This window comes from Pseudomonas sp. CM25 (assembly GCF_013179705.1).
Lineage (GTDB): Bacteria > Pseudomonadota > Gammaproteobacteria > Pseudomonadales > Pseudomonadaceae > Aquipseudomonas.
In genome coordinates this window covers 1-24,404 of record NZ_JABMCW010000024.1, presented here as the reverse complement: position 1 = coordinate 24,404, position 24,404 = coordinate 1, and the positions used below count along the sequence as shown (strand labels likewise).

General features: G+C 60.0%; 22 protein-coding genes and 1 pseudogene. 5 read left to right on the top strand and 18 right to left on the bottom strand.

Annotated features, from left to right (window positions below; all coding sequences use genetic code 11):
* Positions 1–114 precede the first annotated feature (114 nt).
* The 4 genes from HP546_RS04700 to HP546_RS04685 all read left to right on the top strand — a co-directional run bounded on the left by HP546_RS04700 (position 115) and on the right by HP546_RS04685 (position 2,394).
* Positions 115–621 carry a hypothetical protein gene (locus HP546_RS04700; RefSeq protein ID WP_019471646.1) on the top strand — a complete coding sequence of 169 codons (507 nt, stop codon included), beginning with the start codon at positions 115–117 and terminating at the stop codon, positions 619–621.
* A gap of 9 nt (positions 622–630) precedes the next feature.
* Positions 631–1,074 carry a DUF421 domain-containing protein gene (locus tag HP546_RS04695; RefSeq protein ID WP_019471645.1) on the top strand — a complete coding sequence of 148 codons (444 nt, stop codon included), beginning with the start codon at positions 631–633 and terminating at the stop codon, positions 1,072–1,074.
* Between the two features lie 281 nt (positions 1,075–1,355).
* Positions 1,356–1,856, top strand: coding sequence for a ferritin-like domain-containing protein (locus tag HP546_RS04690; RefSeq protein WP_019471644.1), 501 nt, complete (start codon positions 1,356–1,358; stop codon positions 1,854–1,856).
* 127 nt (positions 1,857–1,983) lie between these two features.
* Positions 1,984–2,394 (top strand): low affinity iron permease family protein, encoded by a 411-nt coding sequence (locus tag HP546_RS04685; protein WP_019471643.1) that lies wholly within the window; start codon positions 1,984–1,986, stop codon positions 2,392–2,394.
* Positions 2,395–2,408: 14 nt separating this feature from the next.
* On the opposite strand, the gene HP546_RS04680 is transcribed toward HP546_RS04685, so the two are convergent.
* From HP546_RS04680 to HP546_RS04620, 12 genes are all read right to left on the bottom strand, one after another.
* Complete coding sequence (locus HP546_RS04680; RefSeq protein WP_019471642.1) at positions 2,409–2,822, bottom strand: response regulator; 414 nt, start codon at positions 2,820–2,822, stop codon at positions 2,409–2,411.
* A gap of 133 nt (positions 2,823–2,955) precedes the next feature.
* Positions 2,956–3,240 (bottom strand): DUF6555 family protein, encoded by a 285-nt coding sequence (locus tag HP546_RS04675; protein WP_019471641.1) that lies wholly within the window; start codon positions 3,238–3,240, stop codon positions 2,956–2,958.
* Positions 3,241–3,336: 96 nt separating this feature from the next.
* On the bottom strand, positions 3,337–3,846 hold the full coding sequence (locus HP546_RS04670) for a DUF2514 domain-containing protein (RefSeq protein ID WP_172220346.1): 510 nt from the start codon (positions 3,844–3,846) through the stop codon (positions 3,337–3,339).
* The gene (locus tag HP546_RS04665; RefSeq protein WP_019471639.1) at positions 3,843–4,292 is read right to left on the bottom strand and encodes a structural protein; all 450 of its coding nucleotides are present in this window, start codon (positions 4,290–4,292) and stop codon (positions 3,843–3,845) included. Before HP546_RS04665 ends, HP546_RS04670 begins: the two co-directional genes overlap by 4 nt.
* Complete coding sequence (locus HP546_RS04660) at positions 4,289–4,519, bottom strand: hypothetical protein (protein ID WP_019471638.1); 231 nt, start codon at positions 4,517–4,519, stop codon at positions 4,289–4,291. The genes HP546_RS04665 and HP546_RS04660 overlap by 4 nt, the downstream gene beginning before the upstream one ends.
* Positions 4,520–4,580: 61 nt before the next feature.
* Positions 4,581–5,036: a tail fiber assembly protein gene (locus HP546_RS04655; RefSeq protein ID WP_019471637.1), complete on the bottom strand. Its 456-nt coding sequence runs from the start codon at positions 5,034–5,036 to the stop codon at positions 4,581–4,583.
* A 10-nt stretch (positions 5,037–5,046) separates the two neighbouring features.
* The gene (locus tag HP546_RS04650) at positions 5,047–5,553 is read right to left on the bottom strand and encodes a hypothetical protein (RefSeq protein ID WP_155412674.1); all 507 of its coding nucleotides are present in this window, start codon (positions 5,551–5,553) and stop codon (positions 5,047–5,049) included.
* Between the two features lie 9 nt (positions 5,554–5,562).
* The gene (locus HP546_RS04645; protein ID WP_172220343.1) at positions 5,563–6,618 is read right to left on the bottom strand and encodes a hypothetical protein; all 1,056 of its coding nucleotides are present in this window, start codon (positions 6,616–6,618) and stop codon (positions 5,563–5,565) included.
* Positions 6,618–15,809, bottom strand: coding sequence for a DUF1983 domain-containing protein (locus HP546_RS31295; RefSeq protein WP_256678425.1), 9,192 nt, complete (start codon positions 15,807–15,809; stop codon positions 6,618–6,620). Before HP546_RS31295 ends, HP546_RS04645 begins: the two co-directional genes overlap by 1 nt.
* Positions 15,810–15,865: 56 nt before the next feature.
* Positions 15,866–16,453 (bottom strand): tail assembly protein, encoded by a 588-nt coding sequence (locus tag HP546_RS04630; protein WP_019471634.1) that lies wholly within the window; start codon positions 16,451–16,453, stop codon positions 15,866–15,868.
* 404 nt (positions 16,454–16,857) lie between these two features.
* Complete coding sequence (locus tag HP546_RS04625) at positions 16,858–17,169, bottom strand: hypothetical protein (RefSeq protein ID WP_019471633.1); 312 nt, start codon at positions 17,167–17,169, stop codon at positions 16,858–16,860.
* Between the two features lie 100 nt (positions 17,170–17,269).
* Positions 17,270–17,902: a hypothetical protein gene (locus HP546_RS04620; protein WP_155412673.1), complete on the bottom strand. Its 633-nt coding sequence runs from the start codon at positions 17,900–17,902 to the stop codon at positions 17,270–17,272.
* Between the two features lie 185 nt (positions 17,903–18,087).
* Here HP546_RS04620 and HP546_RS04615 point away from each other — a divergent pair, with 185 nt between their 5' ends.
* Positions 18,088–18,588, top strand: coding sequence for a retropepsin-like aspartic protease (locus HP546_RS04615; protein WP_019471631.1), 501 nt, complete (start codon positions 18,088–18,090; stop codon positions 18,586–18,588).
* 188 nt (positions 18,589–18,776) lie between these two features.
* Here the strand turns inward: HP546_RS04615 and HP546_RS04610 are convergent, their stop codons facing one another.
* The 6 genes and pseudogenes from HP546_RS04610 to HP546_RS04590 all read right to left on the bottom strand — a co-directional run.
* Positions 18,777–19,532, bottom strand: coding sequence for a C40 family peptidase (locus HP546_RS04610; protein ID WP_019471630.1), 756 nt, complete (start codon positions 19,530–19,532; stop codon positions 18,777–18,779).
* 2 nt (positions 19,533–19,534) lie between these two features.
* The gene (locus HP546_RS04605) at positions 19,535–20,284 is read right to left on the bottom strand and encodes a phage minor tail protein L (RefSeq protein WP_172220340.1); all 750 of its coding nucleotides are present in this window, start codon (positions 20,282–20,284) and stop codon (positions 19,535–19,537) included.
* On the bottom strand, positions 20,281–20,619 hold the full coding sequence (locus HP546_RS04600; protein ID WP_019471628.1) for a phage tail protein: 339 nt from the start codon (positions 20,617–20,619) through the stop codon (positions 20,281–20,283). The genes HP546_RS04605 and HP546_RS04600 overlap by 4 nt, the downstream gene beginning before the upstream one ends.
* Entirely contained in the window at positions 20,619–23,909 is a 3,291-nt protein-coding gene (locus HP546_RS04595; protein ID WP_172220337.1) for a phage tail tape measure protein, read from the bottom strand. Before HP546_RS04595 ends, HP546_RS04600 begins: the two co-directional genes overlap by 1 nt.
* Before the next feature lie 44 nt (positions 23,910–23,953).
* Positions 23,954–24,193 (bottom strand): hypothetical protein, encoded by a 240-nt coding sequence (locus HP546_RS31290; protein ID WP_019471626.1) that lies wholly within the window; start codon positions 24,191–24,193, stop codon positions 23,954–23,956.
* A pseudogene (locus HP546_RS04590) lies at positions 24,190–24,404 on the bottom strand (hypothetical protein); the annotation flags it as partial. The gene HP546_RS31290 and the pseudogene HP546_RS04590, both read right to left, overlap by 4 nt.

The window sequence follows — 24,404 nt, the reverse complement described above, 5'->3', positions numbered from 1 at the left end:
CGGATGAGCCACTATGCCTAAAGACCTAGCATTCGAGGCGCTTGACTGGTTGTCACATCTAGCGCACTACCATCAGCGCTGGCTGCGTGGTGAGCGCGCCTGAGGGCAACGGCCATGAACGAAGACGAGCTGATCTCAAGGCACCATCCGGTCGATGAAGACATGCCCATGCAGCACCGTGTATGGCGCTTTGAACGGGTTGGATGGTACACGCTGGTGCTGCTCGTGATGCTTGCGCTTGCCGGGTTATTTGGCAACGGTCCGCTCAGCGACGCCCAAGCCGTGAGTACCGACGGCCGTATAGAGGTCGACTATCAGCGGCTCAGCCGTACAGGCAGCATCGATAATTTGCGAATCACAGTTCGCGGCGCCCCGGGGGAGCAGGTGATAGTGCTGCTGGGCGGAACATTGCTGCAGACCGCCAGCATCGAGACCATGCAGCCCCAGCCGCAGATGTCGCGGTCTCATGGAGAGGCGCTTCTGCTGGAACTTGGAACCGGCAAAGACGGTATCGCCACACTCTATCTGACCCTGCGCAGCGAGCATGTTGGCATCCTTGAAGGCATTGTCAGGGCAGGCCAGGCCAGCGCGGTAAACTTTTCAACCTTCCTGTACCCCTAGGAGCGTGATATGGACTCCATCCTTCGTGCGGCAGGCATGTATGTTGCGCTGATGTTGCTTTTTCGCGTGGCTGGCAGGCGCTCGCTGGCAGACCTAACCACATTCGACTTCGTGCTGCTACTGATCATTGGCGAAGCAACTCAGCAGGCGTTGCTCGGGGAAGACTTTTCCTTTACCAACGCTATCTTGGTGATTGCTACGCTGATTGTGCTGGATGTCGGTCTGTCGTTGGCCAAGCTTAATTCCAGACCTTTGGCACGCCTGCTCGACGGCCATGCCACATTGGTGGTGGAACAGGGACGCTTTCTACACCAGCGCATGCGCCGGGCAAGGCTAACAGAGGACGATATCCTTGAGTCGGCCAGGGACAGCCAAGGCATCGAACGCGTCGAGCAGATCAAATTTGCTATCGTCGAGCGAAACGGCAAGATCTCGATTATTCCCCGAAACTGACATCAGTTTCTGATAGCAGCCAGTCACGGCAGCTTTGGTTCGGTAACAGCGAGAAGCTTGAGGCAGTTTTTAGACAGGGTTACCACCCCATCCAGGCGTTCTCGCAACCCCGGGCCGCGCTAGGACGTACCCTATCTGACCTTACTTGCGGATCATGGGCGCACTAGCGGGTTGTATGGATGGCAGAAATGATCCGCACTTTTTCCAGACGCTGCTCTCCAATAAATCGGGTGTTCCCGTCAGCGCCCACATTGAAGCCCGTTGATACAAGGAGATAAGACATGCCTGCACGTAAGACTGTTGAAGACCTGTTCATCCATGAGCTCTCTGATGTCTACAGCGCCGAGAAACAAATCACCAAAGCGTTGCCAAGGTTGGCTCGCGCTGCCACCAATCCGCTGCTTGCTGAGGCCTTTACTTCCCATCTCGAAGAGACCCACGGGCAGATCGAACGCATCGACCAATTGGTCGAAAAGGCAGGATTGAAGCTCAAGCGGATGAAGTGCGTCGCAATGGAGGGCTTGCTCGAGGAGGGCAAAGAACTACTGGACGAGATTGAAAAGGGCCCAGTTCTGGATGCTGCGCTGATTGGCGCCAGTCAGAAGGTGGAGCACTATGAGATTGCAGCTTATGGGACGCTGATCGCTATGGCAAAGCATCTGGGAATCAAGGAAGCTGTTGATCTACTTGTCGATACGCTTGCCGAAGAAAAAGCTGCAGACGAAAAGCTTTCGGCGATTGCCGAAGAAGGTGGTAACCAAGCGGCCACTCTAGAGAAGTAAAACAGGGCTGCCCTGCGTGACGCCGCAGGGCTAGCTTTCAACACGAATGACCAATCGTCGTCTCTGTAAGAAAAGATTTCCAAGAATCGCAGGGGTCATACACACTGAGTCTGCTTGGAGCTACGTTATGAAATTTGCACAGTTCTGCCAATGGCTGGCGAAAAACTCTGGCCGACCGCGGACCTTTCTGATCGCCGTTTCCCTCATCATTTTCTGGGCAGTGTCAGGGCCGTGGTTCCACTACAACGATACCTGGCAGCTGATCATCAATACCTCAACGACGATCATTACCTTTTTGATGGTATTCCTGATTCAAAATACGCAGAACCGAGATAATGACATCATTCACGTTAAGCTTGACGAGCTCATAAGAGCAACCAAGTCTGCTGAAAGGTCAGTACTAGATCTAGAAGCGCTCGACAATCGACAAATTCACGAGCTTCGAAAGGAATATCGAGCCATGGGAAGTGAATGCGAGCACGAGCCATCTCCGCTCGCAACCTCGGATGGACTCACGAAAGACGGTCATCAGCGATAGGTTGATCACGGAGCTTACTGGGCTGAGCTGGTACGCGTAGCCGGTGCTAGCGCGCGGCTGGTAGCCGTAATAAGCTCCTCGATGGACCAAGGCTTAAAAAGATAGCTGACGGGTGGTGTGATAGTCGACACATCCAATGGCGAACCGGAGGTCAAAATCGCTGGGACCCCTGGCCATTTTTGATGAACCATAGAGATAAATTCCATTCCCTTGATGCAACCTGGAATAAAGTGATCGACAATCATCAGGGAGCAGGCACCCTGAGATGCAAGGAGATGAATAAGGGCGTCCTCGGCATTGCCGAACGCCACACAGGTGGCTCCCATCTCAGCCAAGATCGCTACCAGCAATGCTCGAAGAATCTCATCATCTTCGACAATTACTACAGTCAGTCCTGACAAAGACAGCTGATCCTGGTCAAGTTTCATCTGGTTCTCCAGCTACGATGAGGCTATGAGTGTTTCAGCTTCAGAATCATCAGTCGATGGCGGCATTTGGCCACATCAATTGGAAGCACCAGGGCGGATGCCGCCCTGGCACACCCTCTCAGGAGTGTGGACTTCAAGGAGCGGCGGAAAACTTCTTCATATCAACTGCAGGCGCCACAAACTCAGGGCCTTGCCCAGTAGGGCGCCACCGCACCTTGGAGATCCCATAGCGCTCAGCCATTGGGCGACTGACCTTCTTGATGTTGTGTTGACCGAACCTGGGAATCACGCCAACTCCAGCATCGCAACTCGCCCAATGCCAAGCCTCAGCGTTGTCCATTCGTTCCTGCCGGAGGATGAAGGTCCGGTAATCACCGTGAAGCTCATACTCAATTATGAAAAGCTTATTCTCTGCCATTGGACTCTCCTCCTTAGAATCACCGTCAATGGAGCTACAAAGCGGGCGAAAAATTCACTTCTTTTTGACCGTACGGTCACGCTCCTCCAAGCAAAGCTATGACCGCGGTGTCCGCCTTACCAACGAGTCGTACTCTCGCTCGCACTGCTGACCTGCTATTTGGGCTCGGTCATAAGCTTTCGCCAGTTCTCCCGCTCGAGCATCAGCCCGTGCGAGCAGGTTGGAGAGCACCATGGCGGCGCGGGTGGCTGCCTGGCCTCGGGCGACAGCGGCGGTATCCGCGCCGGTGCAACTGATGGCGGCAGCGAGCTGGGTGGCGTCCCTGCGCAGCCGCTGGCCAGCAGCATCGGCGTCAGCAGCGCCAGCATTAGCAATCGTTCTTTCTTCATGGGCCTTTAGCCTCGCCTCTTGCTGCGCATCTGCGCTCCGATGTTCTTCCTGGCGCGCCGATCGCTCACCAATCACTTCGGCGAGCCGGTCGCCGCTGTCCCGCTTCGCTGATTGCTGGCCGGCCTGGGCAAGCTCCACTGAGCGACCGTGCTCATAGGCCGCCCAGTGGGAAGCTAAAAGCACCAGGACTGCGGCAACTCCAGCCCACGGGTTCATGAAGCCAGGGCCCTCCGCACGCCCTCGTCGATCACTTCGGCCTTGTATGGGTTGCCGCCGTTCTCATGGATGATGATGCCTAGGACGGCCTCACGCAGAACGGCGCGCTTGGAAATGTCGATGGAGTCGCGCACCCCGACCCCGAGCCGCTTGGCGATGGCCTGCGCATAGGCCAGGGTGTTGTTCTCGCTGGCCGGCGCCCATCGGCTGATGAACTCCAGGGGGGTATCGATACCAAGGCGGCCCACACCTGGCATCCCGTCTTTGCCGCGGTAGTTAAGCAGAAGCTTGGCCAAGGCACGGATGCCGTTTTCAGGATGATCGAAGCGCGCGAATCGGGGCTTGGGAACACCCACCTCTACGCCGAGCTGGCCCTGCCAGGCGTTGCGGGGGTTGAAATCGATATTGCCGGGGTTGTGATTCCGGACGCCGCGAGGAGTACTCATTCAGTAGCCTCCTCTGGCGAAGCTTCCGGCTCGACCTCGTCCGGCGCCTGAGCGGTGACCGTCACCTCCGCCTTGAAGACCTTGATCACCTTGGCGGTGGACAGAACCACCCTCGGGTTGCTCTGCAACTCTTGGGTTGCAGCTGTTTCGGCCTCGCCCTCAGTAGCGAACTGGCGCTTGTTGATTGGGTTGTAGTCGTTTGTGGTGTCGATGACGATGAAAGGCATGAGTTTTCTCCGGGCAAAAAAATACCGCCGGATGGCGGTTGGGTTTGGGTGTTGCGGTGAGTCAGGCCGGCACTTCGGGCCAGTCGATCTCGTCGGGATAACCTGGCTGATCAACCAAGCGATTTAGCGCGACACGGTAGCGCCTCCAAGCCTTCAGGGCGTCAACCTCGCCCGGCATGGCCTCCTCAAGATCCACCGCATCTTGCAGCGGGGCTATGGCGTAATCAGCGGCCTGGCGCAGAACTGCAATTTTCTCTGTTGCCTCGCGCAGTTGCATGCTCGGCCGTAACGCCTCCACCTCGGCTGAAGTCGCAAAGCGCCATCCGGGGACGACACCAGATGAAAGTATTAAGTCGCTGCCGTTCGTCCAGTAGGACGGCTCCGGATTGAGATGGCGATCAATCTCCCGAGGCCCCATCAGTCTCAAACCTGGAGGTATGAATTCGTCTTGGCTGCCGTCTTCCTCGAACGCAAAGACCTGCCCCGTAAGATCATTGACTAGATATTTATGGCCCATGCTTCGACCCTCAGCTTGTGAGTTCTCGCCAGTAAAGAACGGGGGCAGTCCCGTTCAGAACCGACACGTTATAAGTTGCAGCGGGAGGAACGATAATGGTCTGAGACGCAATATATTGTCCGGATGCGTATGAGTAACATCCGATCCCTGCCACCGCCCCGCCAACCGCAACCTGATAACCAACTCCGCCACCACTCGCGGGCCCACCGAAGACAGAAACTTGAATTGGCTTGCCGGTGGTATTCGTATAGGTAGTGCCCAAGGAGCGCTGTGGTGTTCTGTCTTGCCAGCTTTGCCCGACCCCTAGATCACCGATACCGAGGGACGCTTTGGCTGTGGCCGCCGTAGTGCCGCCTGTTCCACCCTTTGCAATCGGCAGCGCTGCAGGGATGGAGTTGCCTCCAAGCGCTGCATAAATCTCATCGAAGTTTGCAATGGCCTTAACCCAGGCGCTTCGGCGGTCATCGCCGCCGGCACCGCTAGGCGCGTTGCCGAGATTGATTGTTTGTTTCGCCATGTCGACTCCTTAAAGAGGTTTCATTGGCCTGGAGGCAAACAGCGTCCGCCCATTGGCCGTAAGCGGGTTGATACCCGATCCGTTATCGCAATACATCTGCAAGATCGACCGGTTACCGGGCAGGAAACCGCCATAGTTAGTACGTAGCGGCTGTGAGGTTTGCCCGATGTTGGTCACTGAAAACAGCGCATTGGCCAAGACGTAGTCCTGATAGCTCCCTGTCCAGGGCATCTGCTGACTTGGCGAGTAATAGGGTCCACCTACAATCGGATCGCCCGCTTGAACAAATGAGCTTGAGGCTGGCTGCCCATTTAGCAGAGCGAGGTTGGCGGTGGTGACGAAGGTCCTGCTACCTGCGCTGTTCCGGACCGATGCCCCAAACTCTCCCGGTGGCGTGGATGGCGTCAGGTAGCTCGCGCAATACCAGTTGATCATCATCGGATAGAGTGCAGTTTCGCCGTGCGCCACTTGGTTGTTCCAAGCCTTCAACCTGAACCCTGTCCAGTTCCCAGGGCCACCCTTCACCGAAAAATTACCCACCATCATATAGTTGTCAGCGTTCAGGAAGACTAAAGGCCTCTCGTACGTGGTGATGGGCGCAGCGAAGGTCACATCAGCCCACTGGATCTGGCTTCCGCTCCCCGGTCCTTGGAAACCAATGTTGAATCTCCCGTTATAGCGAACTGTCAGCACCTGGTTGACCGAGTCAATCTGCGTTCGAATGTTGTTGTTCGAAGCGCGCATGCCGTAGGAGCCTGGTGCTGGGAATGGCTCGCCGCCCAACGAGAGAATCATCACTTGCCAGGTGCGGGCGTAGGGCTGCCTAAGTTGTAACTGCCCCGTCGAGAACCAGGCCTGAGGACTGGTGGTGTTCTCTCCTCCGTCATACAACGCGTCCACGACCACGAAGGATTGCGCCTGAATCTCGGGAATCGAGATGTACTGGTCGAATTCGCCGTTGCCGGTCACCTGCATCATCTTCAGAGATCGCACCGAGGTGATCGTGGTGTCGAGGGTGATGACCCCAGACGCATCCCGCGTCCGGAGCCCATATAGATCAGCCATCAGGTAAGCCTCCCTACCGCCGTGCGCTCGATGCCATTGGCGTCGTAAACGTACAGCCCGGCGTTGTTCAGCAGCGTCGATCCATTGGCATCCTGCCCCCTGATACTCACAGCACCCGTCACAAAGTTCAGCTCCAGAAGGGGAAGTCCTTGTGAGTTGACTGCTTGCGAGCGAATCGTCATGCCGGCCACGATGTTCTGGATGAACGCCTGATTGATCACCGCTTGGTTGATGAACACCTGACCGTTCGAAACAACAAACGGCAGGGTCACCTGTCCAGACGACTCATCCACAATCGCAAAGCGCTGCGCGTAGGCCAGGATCTCAGCAGTTTCTCCATTACTGCCCAGCGCAAGCCCCGCCATCACGCGGCGCCCGTCGGCAATGGTTTCAGCCTTGATCGTGGTCATGGCGGAAACGCGCCCATCTACGCCGGCAATAGTCTCGGAGACCTGCTGCACCGAGGCGCTCACGGCCTGTACCGAGCCTTCTACGCCGCCGACTTGCGACTGGACCGTGTCCACCCGCTTGCCCATGGCAACGCCATCCTCGATCCGAGCCGACTGCTCGGTCCAGACACCAACCAGGCTGCCGGTGGCACCAGCCAAGCCGGTGCTGTCGCCCTCCATTTCCGGGTTCACCTGAACATACAGCCCATCCAAGCGGCTGGCCTGCGCGGTGATCGCCGTCCCTTGCTGGTTCACCGTGGTGTTCAGTTGGCTGATGGCCGTGGCCTGACCACTCACCGCCCGCGCGGAAGGGCCCGCTACGAACGGCGAGGGCGTGTTGCTCTCCCCCACCCGCTTCTCGATCATCACCGAATCGATGATGGCCGTGAGCCCGGAAACAGCGCTCATGTTGAAGTAGATGGTGATGCCGACCTTGGCGCTATCCGTGACGGTGACCGGGAAGGTCACGCGTGTCCGCGTCGTCGGCAGGGCAAGCGTGGGCCCATACCGATGCGTACCGTTGTACAGCGAGACACGCCCGTTGGTGGCAGCGCTGCACTGGATGTACATAGACACCAGGTACACGCCAGGCTCGATCCGCACGTTCCAGCCAGCCAGGTTGTTGGTCGGGCTCAGCATGAGGAAGCTATTGGTGCTGCTCCCAGCCAGGTAGCCGAAGCCGGAGTCAGCGTCCGGCAAAGCCACGCCTTCTCGCGTCACACCACTGCCGACGGCCGTAGCCGGAAGCGTGGTAGAAGTCAGCCAGCTGTAGTCATCCGCCAGCAGGTTGGTGCCGCTTCCCCCAATCCCGCCGATCGAGCTCTGCAGCTGGGTAACGGCCTGCCCCTGCGAGCTCAGCGTGTTGCCCTGCTGTGTCACGGTACCCTGCAGGCTCTGCAGCGCAGTGTTGTCCGCTTTGCCCGCCACGGCGTTGTTCAGCTGGGTGAGGGCTGATCCCTGGCTGGAGACCGCGCCCTCTGTCACCGAAACACGGGCGTCGACCGATTGCAGTGCGCTGGCCTGGGCATTGTCCTGACCGCCGCGCTTGCGTGCAATTGGCGAGGACAGGAACACATCGGTGGCATCACCCACCGACACGCGGAAGGTCATCGCCATACGCACGCATCCAGCCGGCACGGTGGCCTGCCCAGTCAGCTTCGTCCAGGTTTGCGCAACGTTTGTGAGACGAACCCCATCGCCCGCTGCAACCACCCAGTTGTGACCGACGCTCGTGCCTTCGAGATCATAGAACTGAATCCACAACCCATGCTGACGCGCCATTGAGCTGTAGGCATACAGCTCGAAGTCATAGACCTCGCCGCCCGCAACAGAGATTTGCGAAGTCACCGCATTCTCGGGAGGCCGGACGTTGAGGGCGCTTTGAAAGCCCAGGTAGTTGTTGCCGGTGGACGTTGCCACGGGCCACTTCACCACCCGGGGCGACGGCGCCCCAGATGGCACCGAGGCGTCATTGCGCGCCAGCACGGCGAACGCTGGAGAGCCAGAGAACACCGGGCCATCTGCGAATGCCGGGTTGAACAGCAGGTTTTCAGCCGACAGAACGCCAACCGATGCCTTGATGTTGGTGATCTCGCTTCCTTGCGCCGTGATTGTCGATCCCTGCTGGGTGACCGTGTTGGTCAGTGCCTGGACCGTTGATGCGTCAGCCTTGGCGGCAACCTGGCTCAAAGCGCTTGCTGCAGCAGTGGCGGCGTCCGTTGCCACCTTGTCCGTCACCGCCACCCAGGCGCTGCCGCTCCACCGCTTGGGTGTGTTGGCGTTGCCCGTGGTATCGATCCAGAGGTTCTGCGCCAAGCGGTCAGCCGTGGCAGGCGTCGCGCTCTGGATGATCACTTTGCCCTTGCCGCCGGCCAGGTCTGAAGCTGCCTGCGCGGCCTGCTGCGCTGCGGTGACGCTCTGGTTGGTAGTAGAGAGGCTGTTGGTGAGGTTCGTGATTGCCGAACCTTGGGAGGTCAACCCCGACTCGGTCTGGCTCACCCGGGAATCAAGCTGCTGCGTGGCCGATGCAAGCGCCGCTTCGCCAGCCCCCTGCCTGGCGATTTTCAAGTTCGCGACCCACATCTTGAAGCCGACGACGGCAGGACCGTCAGGCACAACGTACAACGAAATTTCGGTTGTCTGAGCTGGCACGGTCACTTGAACGCCAAGCTTCTGCCACCCCCCATCAGCAGCCCTGTAGCCGAGGATTCGAACGTTGCCGCTGACGCTGGTAGCACTGTCGATCCAGTACGTGATAGCGATCTTGCCCGCGTTGGTCGTCGCATGTTCGCAGAACATCTGGCATTCCACGTTAAGGACTTCCCCCGGCGTCGCGGCGGTGCGCACGCTGCCGTTGGTGAACACCAGCGCCTGACCGCCCCATCCAGATACATCCCGCAACTTGGACATACAAAGCAGTCGATTTGCAGGTGCTGCAGCTGGTACACCCGCATCCGTCTTGCTGAAGTACTCCATCTTGAAGTCAGCGGTACTGTTGTTGACCAAATCGCCGGCGGCATTGAAGTCGGGGTTGCGCAGCAGATTGTCCTGCGATGAGTTGCCAACCGATGTCTGGATGTTGGTAATCGCCTGCCCCTGGGCGGTCACCGTCTGCCCCTGCTGCGAAACTGTGTTGCTTAGTTGTTGCACAGTCGAGGCATCGGCTTTCGTCGCCACTTGGGACAGCGCACTGGCTGCCGCCGAAGCTGCATCCGTGGCCACCTTGTCGGTAACCGCCACCCATGCAGTCCCGCTCCAGCGTTTCGGCGTGTTCGCGCTGCCGGTTGTATCAATCCAGAGGTTCTGCGGCAGGCGATCCGCTACTGCCGGGGCCGTGGACTGATACATGACCTTACCCTTCCCACCCGCTAGATCGGACGCCGCCTGTGCTGCTTGTTGGGCAGCAGTGACGTTCTGATTGGTCGTGGTCAGGCTGTTTTGCAGGCCGGTCAGCGCGATCCCTTGCGAGGTCAGCCCCGTTTCCGTCTGCACCACCCGGGCATCGAGCTGGTTGACCGAGTTGGCCAAGGCGCCGACCTGACCAGCACTGTTGCCAATGTTGAAGGTCGACGGGGTTGTGCCGGCCCCGACCTGCTCCTCGAGCATGATGCGGTCTACCAGTACCGCGATTCCATCCTTCGGGTTGGGCGACGCAGATATGCACACCACCATCCGATCAGCTACGAAAGCAGTGCTGGTCAGGTCAAACACGGCGCTGTACCGGCCCCACTGATCGGTAATGGCGACATCCTGACCAGGTACGAACCTCACGGCACCGTCGGCAGCAATAGTCCGCAGGCTGACCTGCATCTGCTTGGCCCCAGAAGTACTTTTGGCGTCCCAAGCCAGGATGTACTTCTTGTTTTTGAGGGCGATGTTTGCCCCCGAGTAGATGTTGCTCGGCGCAAAGTACGTGGTGCCGGTACCGGAGGTTTGAAGCAAGCGCAGCACATAGCCGTTGAAACCGTGCGGATCAGCTTCAACCGTGGCAGCCTGGCCCCCGCCCATCACCAGAGCGGGTACTGCCGGGCCAAACACAGCGTATTCGGCTGGCACCAGGTTGGCCCCGTTGCCCGCGATATCGCCCACCGCTGCCTGCACATTAGTTAGCGCGGATCCCTGCGCTTCGATCTTGCCTTCAGCGCTGGTTACCCGGGTACCCAAGTTGTTCACCGCAGTTGCATCGGCCTTGGTCTGAGCCAGGGCCAGAGCGTTAGCGGCCGCAGCTGCCGCATCCGTGGCAACTTTGTCCGTTACCGCTACCCAGGCAGACCCACTCCACCGCTTAGGCGTGTTGGCGCCGCCTGTGGTGTCGATCCACAGGTTTTGCGCGAGGCGGTCAGGCACCGGAGGGGTAGCCGTTTGCACGATCACCTTGCCCTTGCTGCCCGCCAGGTCGGATGCTGCCTGGGCAGCCTGCTGCGCGGCGGTGACGTTTTGGTTCGTAGTCGTCAGGCTGCTCTGCAGGGAGATGATCGACGAGCTCTGCGAGGTCAGGCCGGCCTCGGTCTGCGCGACCCGCGCATCCAGAGACTGCGTAGCAGACGCCAGCGCATTGGTCTGGGCGGCACGCTTGCGTACGGCCGGGGCGGCCATGTAAGCAACCAAGGCGTCGCCGGTAGACATGCGAACCGTCATCGCCAGGCGCACGGCGCCTGCCGGGACCGTCACCATACCCGTCAGCTTCACCCACTGACCTGCGGTGGTGGCAATGTTGAAGCCATCCCCGCCCTGCTGGACCCAGCCATGGGTAACAGAAGATCCGTCCAATGCGTAGTACTGCGCCCATAGGCCGAACTGCCTGGCCTTCTCACTGTGCAGCACCAGCTCAAAATCAAAGACCTCTCCGGCCGCCACCGCGATCTGTGTCGCATTGGAGTTCTCAGGAGGCCTGACGTTGAGGGCAGACGTAAATCCAACATAGGTGTTCCCCGTACTGGCGGGCACGTCCCACTTCACCACGCGCGCCGTGGGCGCACCTGCCGGCACGCTGGCATCGCTTCGGTTCAGCACCAGGATGCCGGGCTGGGCGTTGACGCCGTTACTGCTGGAGAAAGATGGGTCCAGCAGCAGGTTCTCACCGGAGATGTTCCCGATGCTGGCCTGGATGTTCGTGAGGGCCTGGCCTTGGGCGGTGATCGTGCTGCCCTGCTGGGTCACCGTATTGGACAACGCGGTCACTGTCGAGGCGTCGGCCTTGGTCTGCGCCAGCGCGCTTGCTGCAGCAGCGGCAGCCGCCGCATCAGTGGCCACTTTATCGGTCACAGCTACCCAGGCACTACCGTTCCAGCGTTTCGGAGTGTTGGCGTTGCCGGTGGTGTCGATCCAGAGGTTCTGGGCCGCCCGATCAGCAACCGCCGGTGTTGTTGCTTGGAACAGAACCTTGCCCTTACCGCCGGCCAGGTCGGAAGCAGATTGGGCTGCCTGCTGCGCCGCAGTAACGTTCTGGTTGGTGGTGGTCAAGCTGTTGTTGAGTCCAGTGAGTGCCTGGCCCTGCGACGTAATGGTGTTGCCCTGCTGAGTCACGGTCGTGGACAACGAATCAACAGCCGAGGCATCGGCTTTGGTCTGCGCGACCGACAATGCATTGGCCGCGGCGGCTGCAGCATCGGTCGCCACCTTGTCCGTCACCGCCACCCAGGCGCTGCCGCTCCACCGCTTGGGTGTGTTGGCGTTGCCTGTGGTATCGATCCAGAGGTTCTGCGCCAGTCGATCAGCGGCAGCCGGGGCAGCAGATTGCACGATCACTTTGCCCTTCCCGCCCGCCAGGGTGGACGCATCCTGCGCAGCCTGCTGGGCGGCCGACACGTTCTGGTTGGTCGTGACCAAGCTGTTCTGCAGGCCGGTCATAGCCTGGCCCTGCGACGTAATTACCCCCTCAGCATCAGTGACCCGGGTCGACAGGTGGTTGACCACCGAAGCATCGGCTTTGGTCTGCGCCACAGTCAGTGCATTTGCTGCTGCAGAGGCTGCATCCGTCGCGACCTTGTCGGTGACCGCCACCCAAGCGCTGCCACTCCAGCGTTTCGGCGTGTTGGCGTTGCTGGTGGTATCGATCCAGAGATTCTGCGCCAGGCGGTCAGCAACAGCAGGCGCTGCAGCCTGGACAATGACCTTGCCCTTGCCGCCCGCGAGGGTCGCCGCATCCTGCGCCGCTTGCTGAGCCGCCGTGACGTTCTGGTTGGTGGTGGTCAGGCTGGACTGCAAGCCGGTGAGCTGGGTGGCTTGCGAAGTGGTGGTGCCCTCCAGGTTGGTAACCTTGGTCTCCACGGTCTGCACGCGGGCGGCAAGCCCGTTCGCCGACTGCACAACCTGGCCGACATCAGTCCAATAGCTGGTATTCGGCGGCGCGGTGTTTTTCGGTACCGCCTTCGACGCCTGGTACAGCTTGCCATCGGTCCCCAGCACAGTCTGGCCAGACGTGTAGGTTTTGTCGGCGTTGTACGGCAGCGACTTGGCGATCTGGCTGACGCTGTCGATTTGGCCCTGCAGGTCTTGCGTGGCTTCGTCGAGGTCCTGTTGCACCTGCCGGGCGGCCTCGGCCACCTGGTCGATCGCTTGCTGAGCCTGTTGAGTCGCGGTGTCGAGGTTGGATTGAACCTGCGTGACCGCCTCGCCCAGTTGGTCGGTGATCTCGGTGACCTGCTCGTCCAGTTCTTCCAGACGGTTGTTGACCGACCCCGGGAGATCGGGTGGACCAGAGATGAGGGCGATCTCGTCGCGCAGTGCCGGGTACAGGGAACCGTTACTGATTTTGTCCTTGAAGTATTCCTCATACTCGGACTGGTTGCTGCTGGCCTGGCCGTTCACGCCAACGCCGGTTGGGTACCATGGTCCAACGTTCCCGCTGCGGTCGATCAGGCGCGCCCAGTAGAAGAACGAGACACCAGCCGCGAGACCGTGAACTTCGTGCTCAGCTTGCGGAAAAGCAAAGTCCCCCAGCTTGCTCGCCTCTTCGCGCTTGGCAGTTGTGCCCTGCCAAATCTCGGTGCGCTCAGTGTCCTCTGCGCCAGCCGGGAAGCCCCAGTTCAGTCGGGTGCCGAATACCAGCGGCGTGGTAGTGAGGAATGCAACTGCTGGCGGTAGAACTTCCTTACCCTTTAACTGGGTCAGCATGGAGTCGCGCCAGGTCGACGTGATATCGAACGAGCTCACAGCGCGCACACGCGCCAGGTAGGCCCCCGCATAGATACCCACCACATCGACAGAAGCCGCGCCGGTGCGTTGTACTCGAACCCAATTGCCATTGTCCTTGCGCCATTCCACGTCATAGGCGACGGCCCCCTGCACTGCTGGCCAGGAAATGGTCATGGTGTTCACGCCAATACCTTGATCCACGGCGTAGGCCGAAGTCAGGGTAACGCTGGCCGGTGGCTGCACGGTCGTCACCGGGATGACACTGATCGGGCGCTCGTCCAGCTTGGCGCCGGTGTCGATGGCCGCAAACTTGCTCGGATTGAACTCGAGCGCGGTGATCTCGTAGTCACCTTCCTGGGTGCGCGTAGTCTTCAGCACCCGGAACAGCTGGACAGCCAGGTCGTCGTAATCAATCGCCCACTGCAGTTCTGGCTCTGGCTGCACGCTGTATGCGGTAGTCACCGTCACTGCGCGCCCGGCAACCGACTGTACAGTTCGCGCCTGCGCGGTGCCGTTCGGCAGGTTCAGGATCAGACGGTCGCCGGCCTTGATCGGCGTATCACGGTCCAGCGTCACGACGCGCCCGGCTGCCGACGAAATCCGGCCACCGTTCGGGCGGCCAGCCACCAGCTCATCCGCCACAGGAATGACATAGCCAGGGAGCGGGATGCGGCCCTCCATGCCGGTCTTGAAGGTGACAGTACGGTCTTGACTATTGCTCAGCAGAGCCCACTTTCCGCGGCGCTGCGCTTCGGAGGCGCGGGTGCAGCCGATGGCCGATATCTCAACCGGACGATCACGGTACCGGCGTTGAAGCGCGTTGTCGGTCACCGGGATGACGTCAGTGTCGTAGTTGTTCGCCGGGTTGTCGTAGCTGACCAGGGCCCGACTGTAATGGGTGTTACGCTCGGCGCCACCATAGACGAACTCTCCGTCGATGACGTTGGCCCGGGTGAACACGTAGTCGATGTCCTGGGCGCGCGGCATGTCTGCCTGCATGAACAGCGAGCCGTGGGCCCAATACACCATGCCACGGTAGATTGCCGACAGGTCGCGCAGCAGGGTCCAGGCCTCGGCGCGGCCCTGCAGATTCATATCACACAGGAAGCGAGGCTCTTGCCCGCCCTGCCCGTTCGGCACCTGCTGGTCGCAGTACTGAGCGATGCGGTACATCTCCCACTTGTCGACCATCCAGGATTTGATGCGCTTGCCCAGGCCGAAACGGTCCTCGACGCACAGGCCATAGCTGACGAACGCAGGGTTATTGGTCCATGCCTGCTTGAAGGTGCCATCCCAAACGCCAGTATAGGTGCGGGTGTCTGGGTCATAATTTGTTGGCACTGGCCAGCGGCGCGCCCGGCACTTAACTGTTACCGTTGGAATGTTGGTGAATTGCTGAGCATCAAATTCGATGTACAGCAGAGCAGTGTTCGGGTAGCGCAGCTTTTCGTCGATGATCTCGGTATAGCCCGCAATCATCATCTTGTCGGCCACGGTTCCGCTGTTGGCGTTCGGCGTGAGGCGTCGGACGCGGAACTGCCATCCCGATGTCGCAGCTGGCAGGTCGACGCGTACAGACCGCTGGTATCCGTTAGTGGTTTTCCCGTCCACGGCGCCGCGGTGGGCCTCCACATAAGCGCCGCCATCCGTGGACACATCAATTGCATACTCAATCCGATAGCCGTTTGTGTTGCCGTTGCTATCTTGACTGGCGAGTCGATCCCAGGACATGCGCACGCGCACGGCAGATAGCTGAGCGTTGCTGAGCGCACGGACGAAAGGGTTGTCGCTGCGCAGTTCGACATTGACCGTAGTCTCGTTCTCGATCGCGGGCAGGCCCTGGATGTAGTCCTGCTCCACCGTGCCACGTCGCCACTCCCACTTCACGCCGGGGAAGTTCACGCTACCACTAGCATCCATGATCGGGGTGTTATCGAGATAGATGTCACGATCGCTCGGGGTTCCGTCAAACTCGCCCTCACCTACAGCGATCAGCATCTTGGCGATGATCGTGGACTGCAGGCTGTCAGGGGCTTCGACCGGCGTCTTAGGCTTACTCTCACCGCCTTTGGCGCCGGCAATGTCCATATGAGCTGTAGCACCCATGCTTTCCTCCAGGCAATAAAAAACCGCCCGGAGGCGGCTGGAATTCGGTGGTTTCTTCAGATCTTGTCTTCGGGGTAGGTAGATGCCGAGATGATTGCTCCCCCCCAACGGCGGTCCCCGATGCAGATCGGGACGGGGTTTCCGCTTGCCGTTGTATTCTTGGCATTGCCGAAGGCGTAGGACGGCAAGTTTTCAGGGGCGGCACTCTGGGATAGTCCCTTAGCCTGGGGGCTGAGCATCTGGACGACTCCGCCCAGCGTCATAGAAAGACCAGCATAGAATGCGGACGGGCCTAGCCATATGGACGACACCATCAAGGCTATGCCAATGATGGTTTGAAGAATCCCTCCGCGTTTGCTGCCATGAACAACAGGCACGATGCGTACCTCGTGAGTGCCTCGACGGCTCAACTCATCCATGCCAATGTTCTTTCGATTACGGAAGATAGCGAAGCGTAACCCTAGTCCATCGAGCCGTCTGATCTCCTCTTCGAAGCCTTGGACCGTGGCTTTCAAGGCTTTGAAGACTTCCCAGGTCTCGCCGCTGTCAATCTGACGACGATGCGTGCGCCCGAACTTCTGTGCCAGCGAGCCGGACAGTTTGATGATGGTCATTGGTTGATAGTCGGCCGCTGCGGTTGCCATGATTCCTCCAGGCATAAAAAAACCGCCCTAAGGCGGTTTGTGATGAGTGACTCAAAGACATGTTCTGACAGCTCGCTCCACAGCTGAACGACCAGGCATGGCTGACCACGGCATACGCTGTCGCAGAGCTATAGAGCTGCCAGTCGCTGTTCTAGTGATATCAAGCAGCTCGTCTGCCATGCTGCTATTCGCCACCCATAAGCGATAACCGTTTTCGGTCTCGACCATGGAGGATTCCGTCCTGGCGGCCTGCCACTTAGGAAATACACACAGAGCATACTGCTTTGGTTCTTTCTTCGTTATCGCGCTAATCGAGGGCTCGTTGCCTTCCAAGTCTGCGGTCGTCACGCACCCCGCCAGCAACGCTAGCCCCACAGCACCGATCAGAATTCGCATGTGATCCCCTATTTCCGGTAGAAACGCTTGAACATGGTCTTGTGGGCATACCGGCGCCTACAGAACCTCGTGCAAGCCAAGGCCAGCCCTCCGAAGACGATCCCGAACACCGCCCAGAGGACTGTCGAGTTGTCGGTGATGTAGAGGTGAAAGACCTTGGCGGCATACCAGCCCGCGATCAGGCAGAGGATCCCTAGGAAGGCAGTAATGCCACGAGGCGTGCCGTACTCGATCTCGGCTTGGCAACCTCGGCATACACGAGCGCCCCACGGCACTTCGGTAATGCAGTGAGGGCAGGTAACGGTGTGATTGGATGCCACGGTCTCATTCCTTGAATGGTGGATAGGCCGGGCAGTTTACGGGAAATCGAAATTCGCGACAGCAGATGCAAAAAGCCCAGCGCGAGGCTGGGCTGATCAACTATTCTGCCGAATCACAATCCTGATGCCTGAGGCCGTCCTCCAAGAGGTGAACCACGCTCCCGGCCCCTCCATCGTAAATGAGATCGTCATAGAGCATTACGGACTGTCGGTAGTGACCGTTCAGGATCTCAAGAACTGCACACACCGAGCTCAATGCAGCCTTGATCTTCAGACGACTTGCAGGGGACAGCGGGCTTGCCGCAAGCCCTTGAATGTGGACTAGGTCATTGTGTGCAATACGCTTGTTGCGATGCTCACGCGCAAACTCCGCGTCAATCAAGGCGGTAGCGACTGCGCTTTCCACCTGGGCTCGGACTTGCGTATCACTGATGATCGGTGGGATGGCACTGATTGAAAGGTTTGGCTTCTTTCCCGTCATAGCGGGATCAGTAAGCCTGGAAATCCCCAGCATCACCGCATCCCAGAACTGTGCCTGTACAACGCCGAAGAACGTAGGCGCTGAATCATTCAAAACCTGCACAGTTGCTTGGTCCACACAAAAAAGCTGCTCGTATTGCTTCCACAGCAAAAGGGTCTCAAGCAGTTGATCGTTGAGGTCGTAGTACATCGCCCCAAGATCCGCGCCCATACTCTTGATGCACTGATTCCGGCTTTCTTGCGCGCTGACCACTAACGATACTCCAAGCATGCTCCACAGAGTCGCGCAGCGTGCCACGTCATCATCACCCTGTCCACCCATCCAGTGTGGATGGAATACCAGTACCGCGCCATCATTTCGCCATAGTAGCGTTGCACCTCCAACGAAACGCCCCGGTCCGTTGCCGGAAAGCCCATGGAAACACTTAGGAGGATGATGTGAGCAGCGCCAATGCCCAAGGAAAAGGGGCCCCAATTTACTTTCTTCAACAGGGGGATCGGCTGTCTGATATCGCTGAGCGAAATCCGATCACTCCCGTGGTTAAATTATTGTTACAGCCCGCACTGCCCTCGAGCCCATTCGATCCGATAGCGGGCACGCCCCTTCATGAAATAACTGCGCTGATCGACACAGGGGCTGAGGGAGTTTACATCGACGAAGATTTTGCGCATCAGAATGGTTTTCTTAGTGAGCGGACCATGACCGTCCACTCTGCATCAGCAACAACAATTGAGCCAGTTTACCCAGCTCTTTTCATCCTCCAAGGATCATCGACGCACTACAAGCAAGCGGCCGAGTTTACGTCTGTCCCGCTGCGTAAAAACGGCCGTCACTATGATGCAATCCTAGGTATGCAGTTTCTGAGCAACGGTGTGCTTGTCATGGACTTCGACTCAAACACCTTCAGGTTTGAGTTCACTACTAAGCCCGACAAATAGCAGCTCTCTGGCGTCCCAAGGCCCGTCCTGCTTCAAGGGGATGACTTCGCAGTCGTCCCAATTGCAGGGCACCGGAGGCTTCACAGGAGCAACTATGGCTCTAGGGTCGATTCTCGTTTCGAGTCGGCTCACCGCCACAGCATCAGCCTTCTGGTTGCTCATGCCCTCCTCCATGCGGCCTAGCCGCTTCACTTCGAGTCCAGATGACGCAACACAAGGCGCGTCCGGTCGAGCCAAGGCCCGCCGAACACGATGATTTCTGATGGTCTGCCGAGCAGGTGGTGCAGAATGAATGGGCCCGGGCCGAATACCTGCCCATGCTCCTCAGGTAGCTTCGCATCGGCACCTAGGTAGATGCCAGCGTGATTCGGGTGAACGGTACGACCAACCGCCATGACGATCATGTCACCGCGTTGCGGCTGGCTTACCTGATAAAAGCCGGCTTCCTCGAAGGCCTGCTCGTACAAGCTCGGGCCGTCAGCCTTCTCCCACCAGCCATCCTCCCGAGCATAAGCTGGGAACTCCAGACCCCATACGCGCTTGTACCAATCCGCACACACCTGCCAGCAGTCCCAGGCGCCGTGCACGAATGGCCTACCCAACAACGGCGTGTGGCCGGTAGGGGTAATGCTGCGCAAATCACCTTCAGGCCACGACAGGATGTGCCAGGGCAAGCCTGTGGCCTCACACATGGCCAGGTCACGCGGCGAGGGCCTGCTGGTAGCATCCGGGTGCGAGTGCACGATGCCGAGCACTTCGCCTTGGTCTTCAATTGCCGCGTACTGCTCCGGCGCGATGCGGAACTCGTCGGCGGGATCGGTCGCGGTGTTGTCACATGGGATGTACCTGTGGGAGCGGCCGACGGTGATGATCAGGCCGCAGCACTCGCGCGGGTATTCCGCCGCGGCGTGCGCTTGCACGGCGGCGAGGATGTGTTTGCGCATGGTCAGCTCCGTGCGATCAGGGAAACGGCCGGGAACCCGCCGAAGGGCAGCTGGTTGCCCTGGCCAAAGCGAACTGTGCAGCCTGAGTCCAGACAGCCATTGCACTGGTCCTTGGCCGAGTCGCCCGGGGCGTTTCCATCGAGGTCGAAGTAGGGGCCGGTGTATCCGCAGTTGGGGCCGCGGTAGCCGGCGGTCATCGCCCAGTGGCACAGCTGGGTCATCTGCCGGCCAATGGTCTCGCCGCCGACATCGCCAGGGCTAGCGAGCTCCCAGGCGACCGTGGTACCGCTCTCCGACACCTTTTGATCGATGTACCAGACCTCGATCGCTTCTTCGGTAGGGTCTGCCTCCAGGTTGCCGGCGGGGAAGTTTGCCGCGTCTAAGTAGCGCGCCATGGTGTGACGCATGGTCAGCTTGAACTCGAGCAGGTTGTCGAAGGCCAGGCATAGCGCTGTGATCCTGCCGTTGACGTTGCCTACGGTCAGCGTGGGCCGCACGGCGGTGCCGTCCGAATTGGCTTCAATGCCATCGATTTGCATCGGCCAGGCCCCGTACTCGCTCCCCTGCCACCAGATCGACTTGGCCGGCAGCTGATCGGCGTTCGCGCCAGCCGCTGCAAGCTCCTGAGGCGTGTGCGGTATCGCATGCCCATGAAATCGCAGCGTGTCCGCTCCGAAATCGGAGCCGTCCAGTTCGAACAGCAGGATTTCCGCGCCCGGTTCCAGCTTCTGCAGCTGAGTGATCAAGCTCATGGATGAAACGCTCTCTCAAAGGTTGCCGTCAGCACCACCACCCCACCCGGCTTGCGCTGCTGCCGAAAGGCCTTGCAGCGGTACATGCCGAGTACACCCTCGGGATTGGTCCACAAGAACGCGGTAGCGCCCCGGTGCCGTCTAATGAAGACCAGGATGGGCGCGACCTCGTCCGCCAAGCCGCCGAACGAAAGCGACCAGCTGTCTGTTTCGGCGTTCAAGCCATCGGTGGACACTTGGGCATAGTTGTCACCGAACTGTGATGTCCGAGTCCGCAGGGTGCTGTCACCGCCGGCCTCGTCGTCAGGAGTCCAGGTAAATGTTTCGATCGCCATCAGCGTCTCCCGTTGCTGTTTCGATAGCTCACGCCACCGGCGCGCCAAGAGTCGGTAATGGCTCGCTCAGCTACACCCTGCATCTGCTTCTGCAAATTCTGCTGAAGCGCAGTGCTATCAAGCTCCATACCCTCGTCGCTCCTATCCGGAACGGTTAAATACATAGGAGCATCAATCTGCACCAATGTGCCTCCGCTCGCGGAGCCGCCGACCATCTGTACGCCCAGCGATCCGTCAGGCCCGCGTGCCAAAGGCATGATCGCCTCAGGCCCATCCTCACCAGCGACTCCCAGCCCGCCATTGCCCATGCCGAACATGGTCGGCGTGTTCAAAATATTGTTGGTGGCGAACCCGGCGCCTTTGGCGAACATCTGCACACCGTTCGACCAGGCGCCACCCAAGGCCTGCGGAAAATACGTGCTTCCATAGCCAGCCTGGGATGCGCCCAGGTTAGAGGAGATCGCTCCGGCAGAGCCCGGAGTCATGCCGTTGCCTGACCCGCCGCCGAAGTAGCTGCCGACTGCCGATACCCCCAGCCCCACAAGCCCACTCAGTAATGAGCTTGCTGCTTGTTGACTGGCGATCCTGGCCATATCCGAGAGCACGCTAACGGTGAAGCTCTTGAAGTTGGCCTTCCCCGTCATGGCAAAGTCGGCCACAGCGTCACGTGCCGTATTGAAACCGGTGGTGAGCATGTCGTCAGTTGCGCCAGCCACGTTCGCTGCGTCAGCCTGGATGTTGGCCCAAGCCCGCTTAGCGCCGTTTCGGTAGTCGCGCTGCGCCTGCAATCTGGCTTCGAAGCCGTCGACCTCCATCTGCAACTCACGCGCCTGGTAGTCGGCGAGGTCTGCCAGCCGCTGCTGGTAGGCGTCCTGGCTGAGCCGGCGCGACACGTCCTCTTGCTGCTCCTCCAGTTGTCGACGCGCCTCCGCATATTTCTGCCGGACGGTGTTTAACCGGTCGGCCTCTTCACGCTGGTCATCGCCCATACTTACGCCGGCCACATCCGCATTGATTGCGTCCTGACGGGTCTGCAGGACCACTTCCATCGCCTTGCGATAGGCCTCGGCACTGTTACGCCGCACCTCGGCAAGCTTCCGCTCTTCCTCGGCTCGCTTCTGCAGGACGGGATCGGCATAGGCCGTGTTGAGGTTCTTGATGCCGAGCTCCATCTCGGCGGCGGTGATCTTGCCTGCGGCTTGCGCCTTACGAAGCCCCTGCACGCCCTCCGCCAGATCCTCCAGCCGCTTTTTCTCGGGCAACGCACGGTCGATGATCGCGTCGAGGGCCTTGATCTCATCCTTTAGCGCCTTCGCGCGGTCCTTGCTGCCCTCGGTGGCATCCTTGTTGGCCTTCTTCTGCGACTCGATCGCGCTGGCAGCCGAGAGGATCGCCTGGCGATCTGTTTCGGTGAGGTCGGCGTTTTCCTCGATGTAGCGGTTGGCGATTCTCGTCGCGTCGCCATTATCCTGCAGGCCTGCCAGCTGCTTCTGGAGCGTTTCCAGGTAGGTCTGCCCTGCCGAGCTCATGCCGACCTTCGCGGCATTGTTCGCCTGGGTGGCCGAGGTGTTTTCTTCGGTGACCCCGGTGAGCACCCGCAGGGTTTCGGCAATCAGGCCTGAACGCTGATCGGCATCGCTGACAGCGCCAGCCTGGGTGATCCACTGCTGCAGGGTTCCGGCCGGAAGCTGTAGTCGAGCGCCGACCTCCTGCAGGATTGGCGACAACCCCTGACCGGCGGAGCGTGCTTCGTTTAAACGGTCAATCAGGCCTTGGTATTCGGCAAGCTGGCGGTTGTATTGGCCACCGGAGTCACGCGCCGGCGCAGTGACTACAGCAGATCGGATGGACTGGGCCAGGTCGCCGTATGCATCCTTGACCTTGTCTGCAGAAGTTATCTGTTCCTGCTGCCACTTGACCAACGACGCTTCGCGCTGGTCCTTGTTGAGCTTCGCGAACTCTTCCCGCAACTGCGAGACCGGCTTATGCATCTCTTCGAGGCTGATGCCCGCCCGATCTGCGTTATCGCGCAACAACAGGAAGCTGGCCGCTGCGGTACCTGCTAGCAGGGCCAGGCCCATCGGTCCGCCCAGTACACCAAGCAAGCCGGCGCTGACAGATCGAAGGCCACTCTGGGCAGTTGCTACCGCTGCAGTAGCAGCGGCTTCTCTCTGCCGCGCCTGAGCCAGTTGGATCGACATCTGCGTCTGAACCGCAGTGCCTTGCGCTGCCGCAGCCTCGCGAGCGGCCAGGATGGTTGCGGTTTGGGCCTTGCGCTGATCGGCGATGGCCGCCTGCAAAACTGCCTCGGCCTGGGCAATACGCGCCGCACGGTCAGCCCGTGCCGCCTGGATTGCCATCCCAGACTTGGCCACATAGTTGGTCAGGGCCGCAGCACCGACGCCGCCCATGGCCACGGCCACCAGATCCACGTTGTCCGCCAGCGCAATTAGCACGTTTGCCAAGCCTGCGACTATGCCGGTTTGCTCCTCCATCTCACCCAGGAATGTCTGAATGGCGTTGCTGATGTTCACCATCGCGTCCTGGACGCTGGTGGACATGTCGGCCGCAGCCTTGCGGTTGGCCTCCACGGTGCGCAGCAGGCCGGTATTGATATCATCGAGCGACAGCTTGCCCTGGACGCCGAGCTTTCTGATCTCCTCCGCGCTCTTGCCTGTGGCAGTGGCGATGGCAGTGACGATGGTGGGCATGGCGTCCTGAATGGACACCCAGCCATCCGCTTCAACTTTTCCGGTCTGCAATGCCTTGGAGTAGGCATCCAGTGCGGAGCCGGCCTTGTCGGCAGCGGCAGCGTTGGTCACGAGCAGGAAGCTGAAGCTGTCGGTGATATCCAGCGTCTGCTGGGTGTTGAATCCCAGACTGCGCATCACATCTGCGGTGCGGATGTACAGCTCTTGGGCCTCAGCCAGTGGCCGGTAGGTTTCCTGAGCAGTTTGCAGCAGGTGCTCCTGCACCGCCTGGTACTCACCAGCGCTGCCGGCTGCGGCCTTCATGCGGTCGGACATCTGACCGTAGGCGTCAACCTGCTGAATGATGCTGCCAATCAGGCCGGCACCTGCGACGGCGGCAAAGGCGCCACGCATCAGCCCCCCAGCCCTCTGAGCAGCAACACCAGCGGTGTCGAACGCAGAGTCAACCTGCTCAAGGTTGCGGTCGATCGACTGGGCGGTGCGTGCCACCACCTGGTCCGCGCTGGCCAGCTCGCGGCGCAGCTGTGCCGTGGTGGCCTCGATCTGGACCAGCATCCCCTGGACTTGTTGGTCGGCCATGCAAATCTCCAAGCACAAAAAACCGCACGGAGGCGGCACGCTGTCTACTGTTTGGGCCGCCCTCGCAGGAAGCTCTTCAACTTGTCCGCAACGCTTTCACGCTTCTGCGGGGACGCCGGGGCTTGCCCCTGGCCTTGGCCCTGCCCTCGTCCGGTCCAATCAAGCCGAGCATCCAGAGCGAGCATGATTTGCGGAATGGGGGTGTGCCACGCGGTGTCAGGCGGCCAGCCAAGCCAGCCGGTGGCCACGCCGAACAAGTAGTCGACGTAGCTGCCGTTCTTCACTGCGCTGTGCTGACCGCCTCGTCCTTTCCCCGGGCGGCCACGCTCGGTGGCACCGGGTTAAGCAGGACGGTGATGAACTCAGTCAGCTTGCCGGACACCTGGGCCACACCGGTGTGAAACACTTCACCGGCGATGACTGGGTGCTGATCCGGCTTCAGGTCGGCGCCAGCGACAACAACGTCGGCACAGGCGGCGATACTCATGAGGCGCA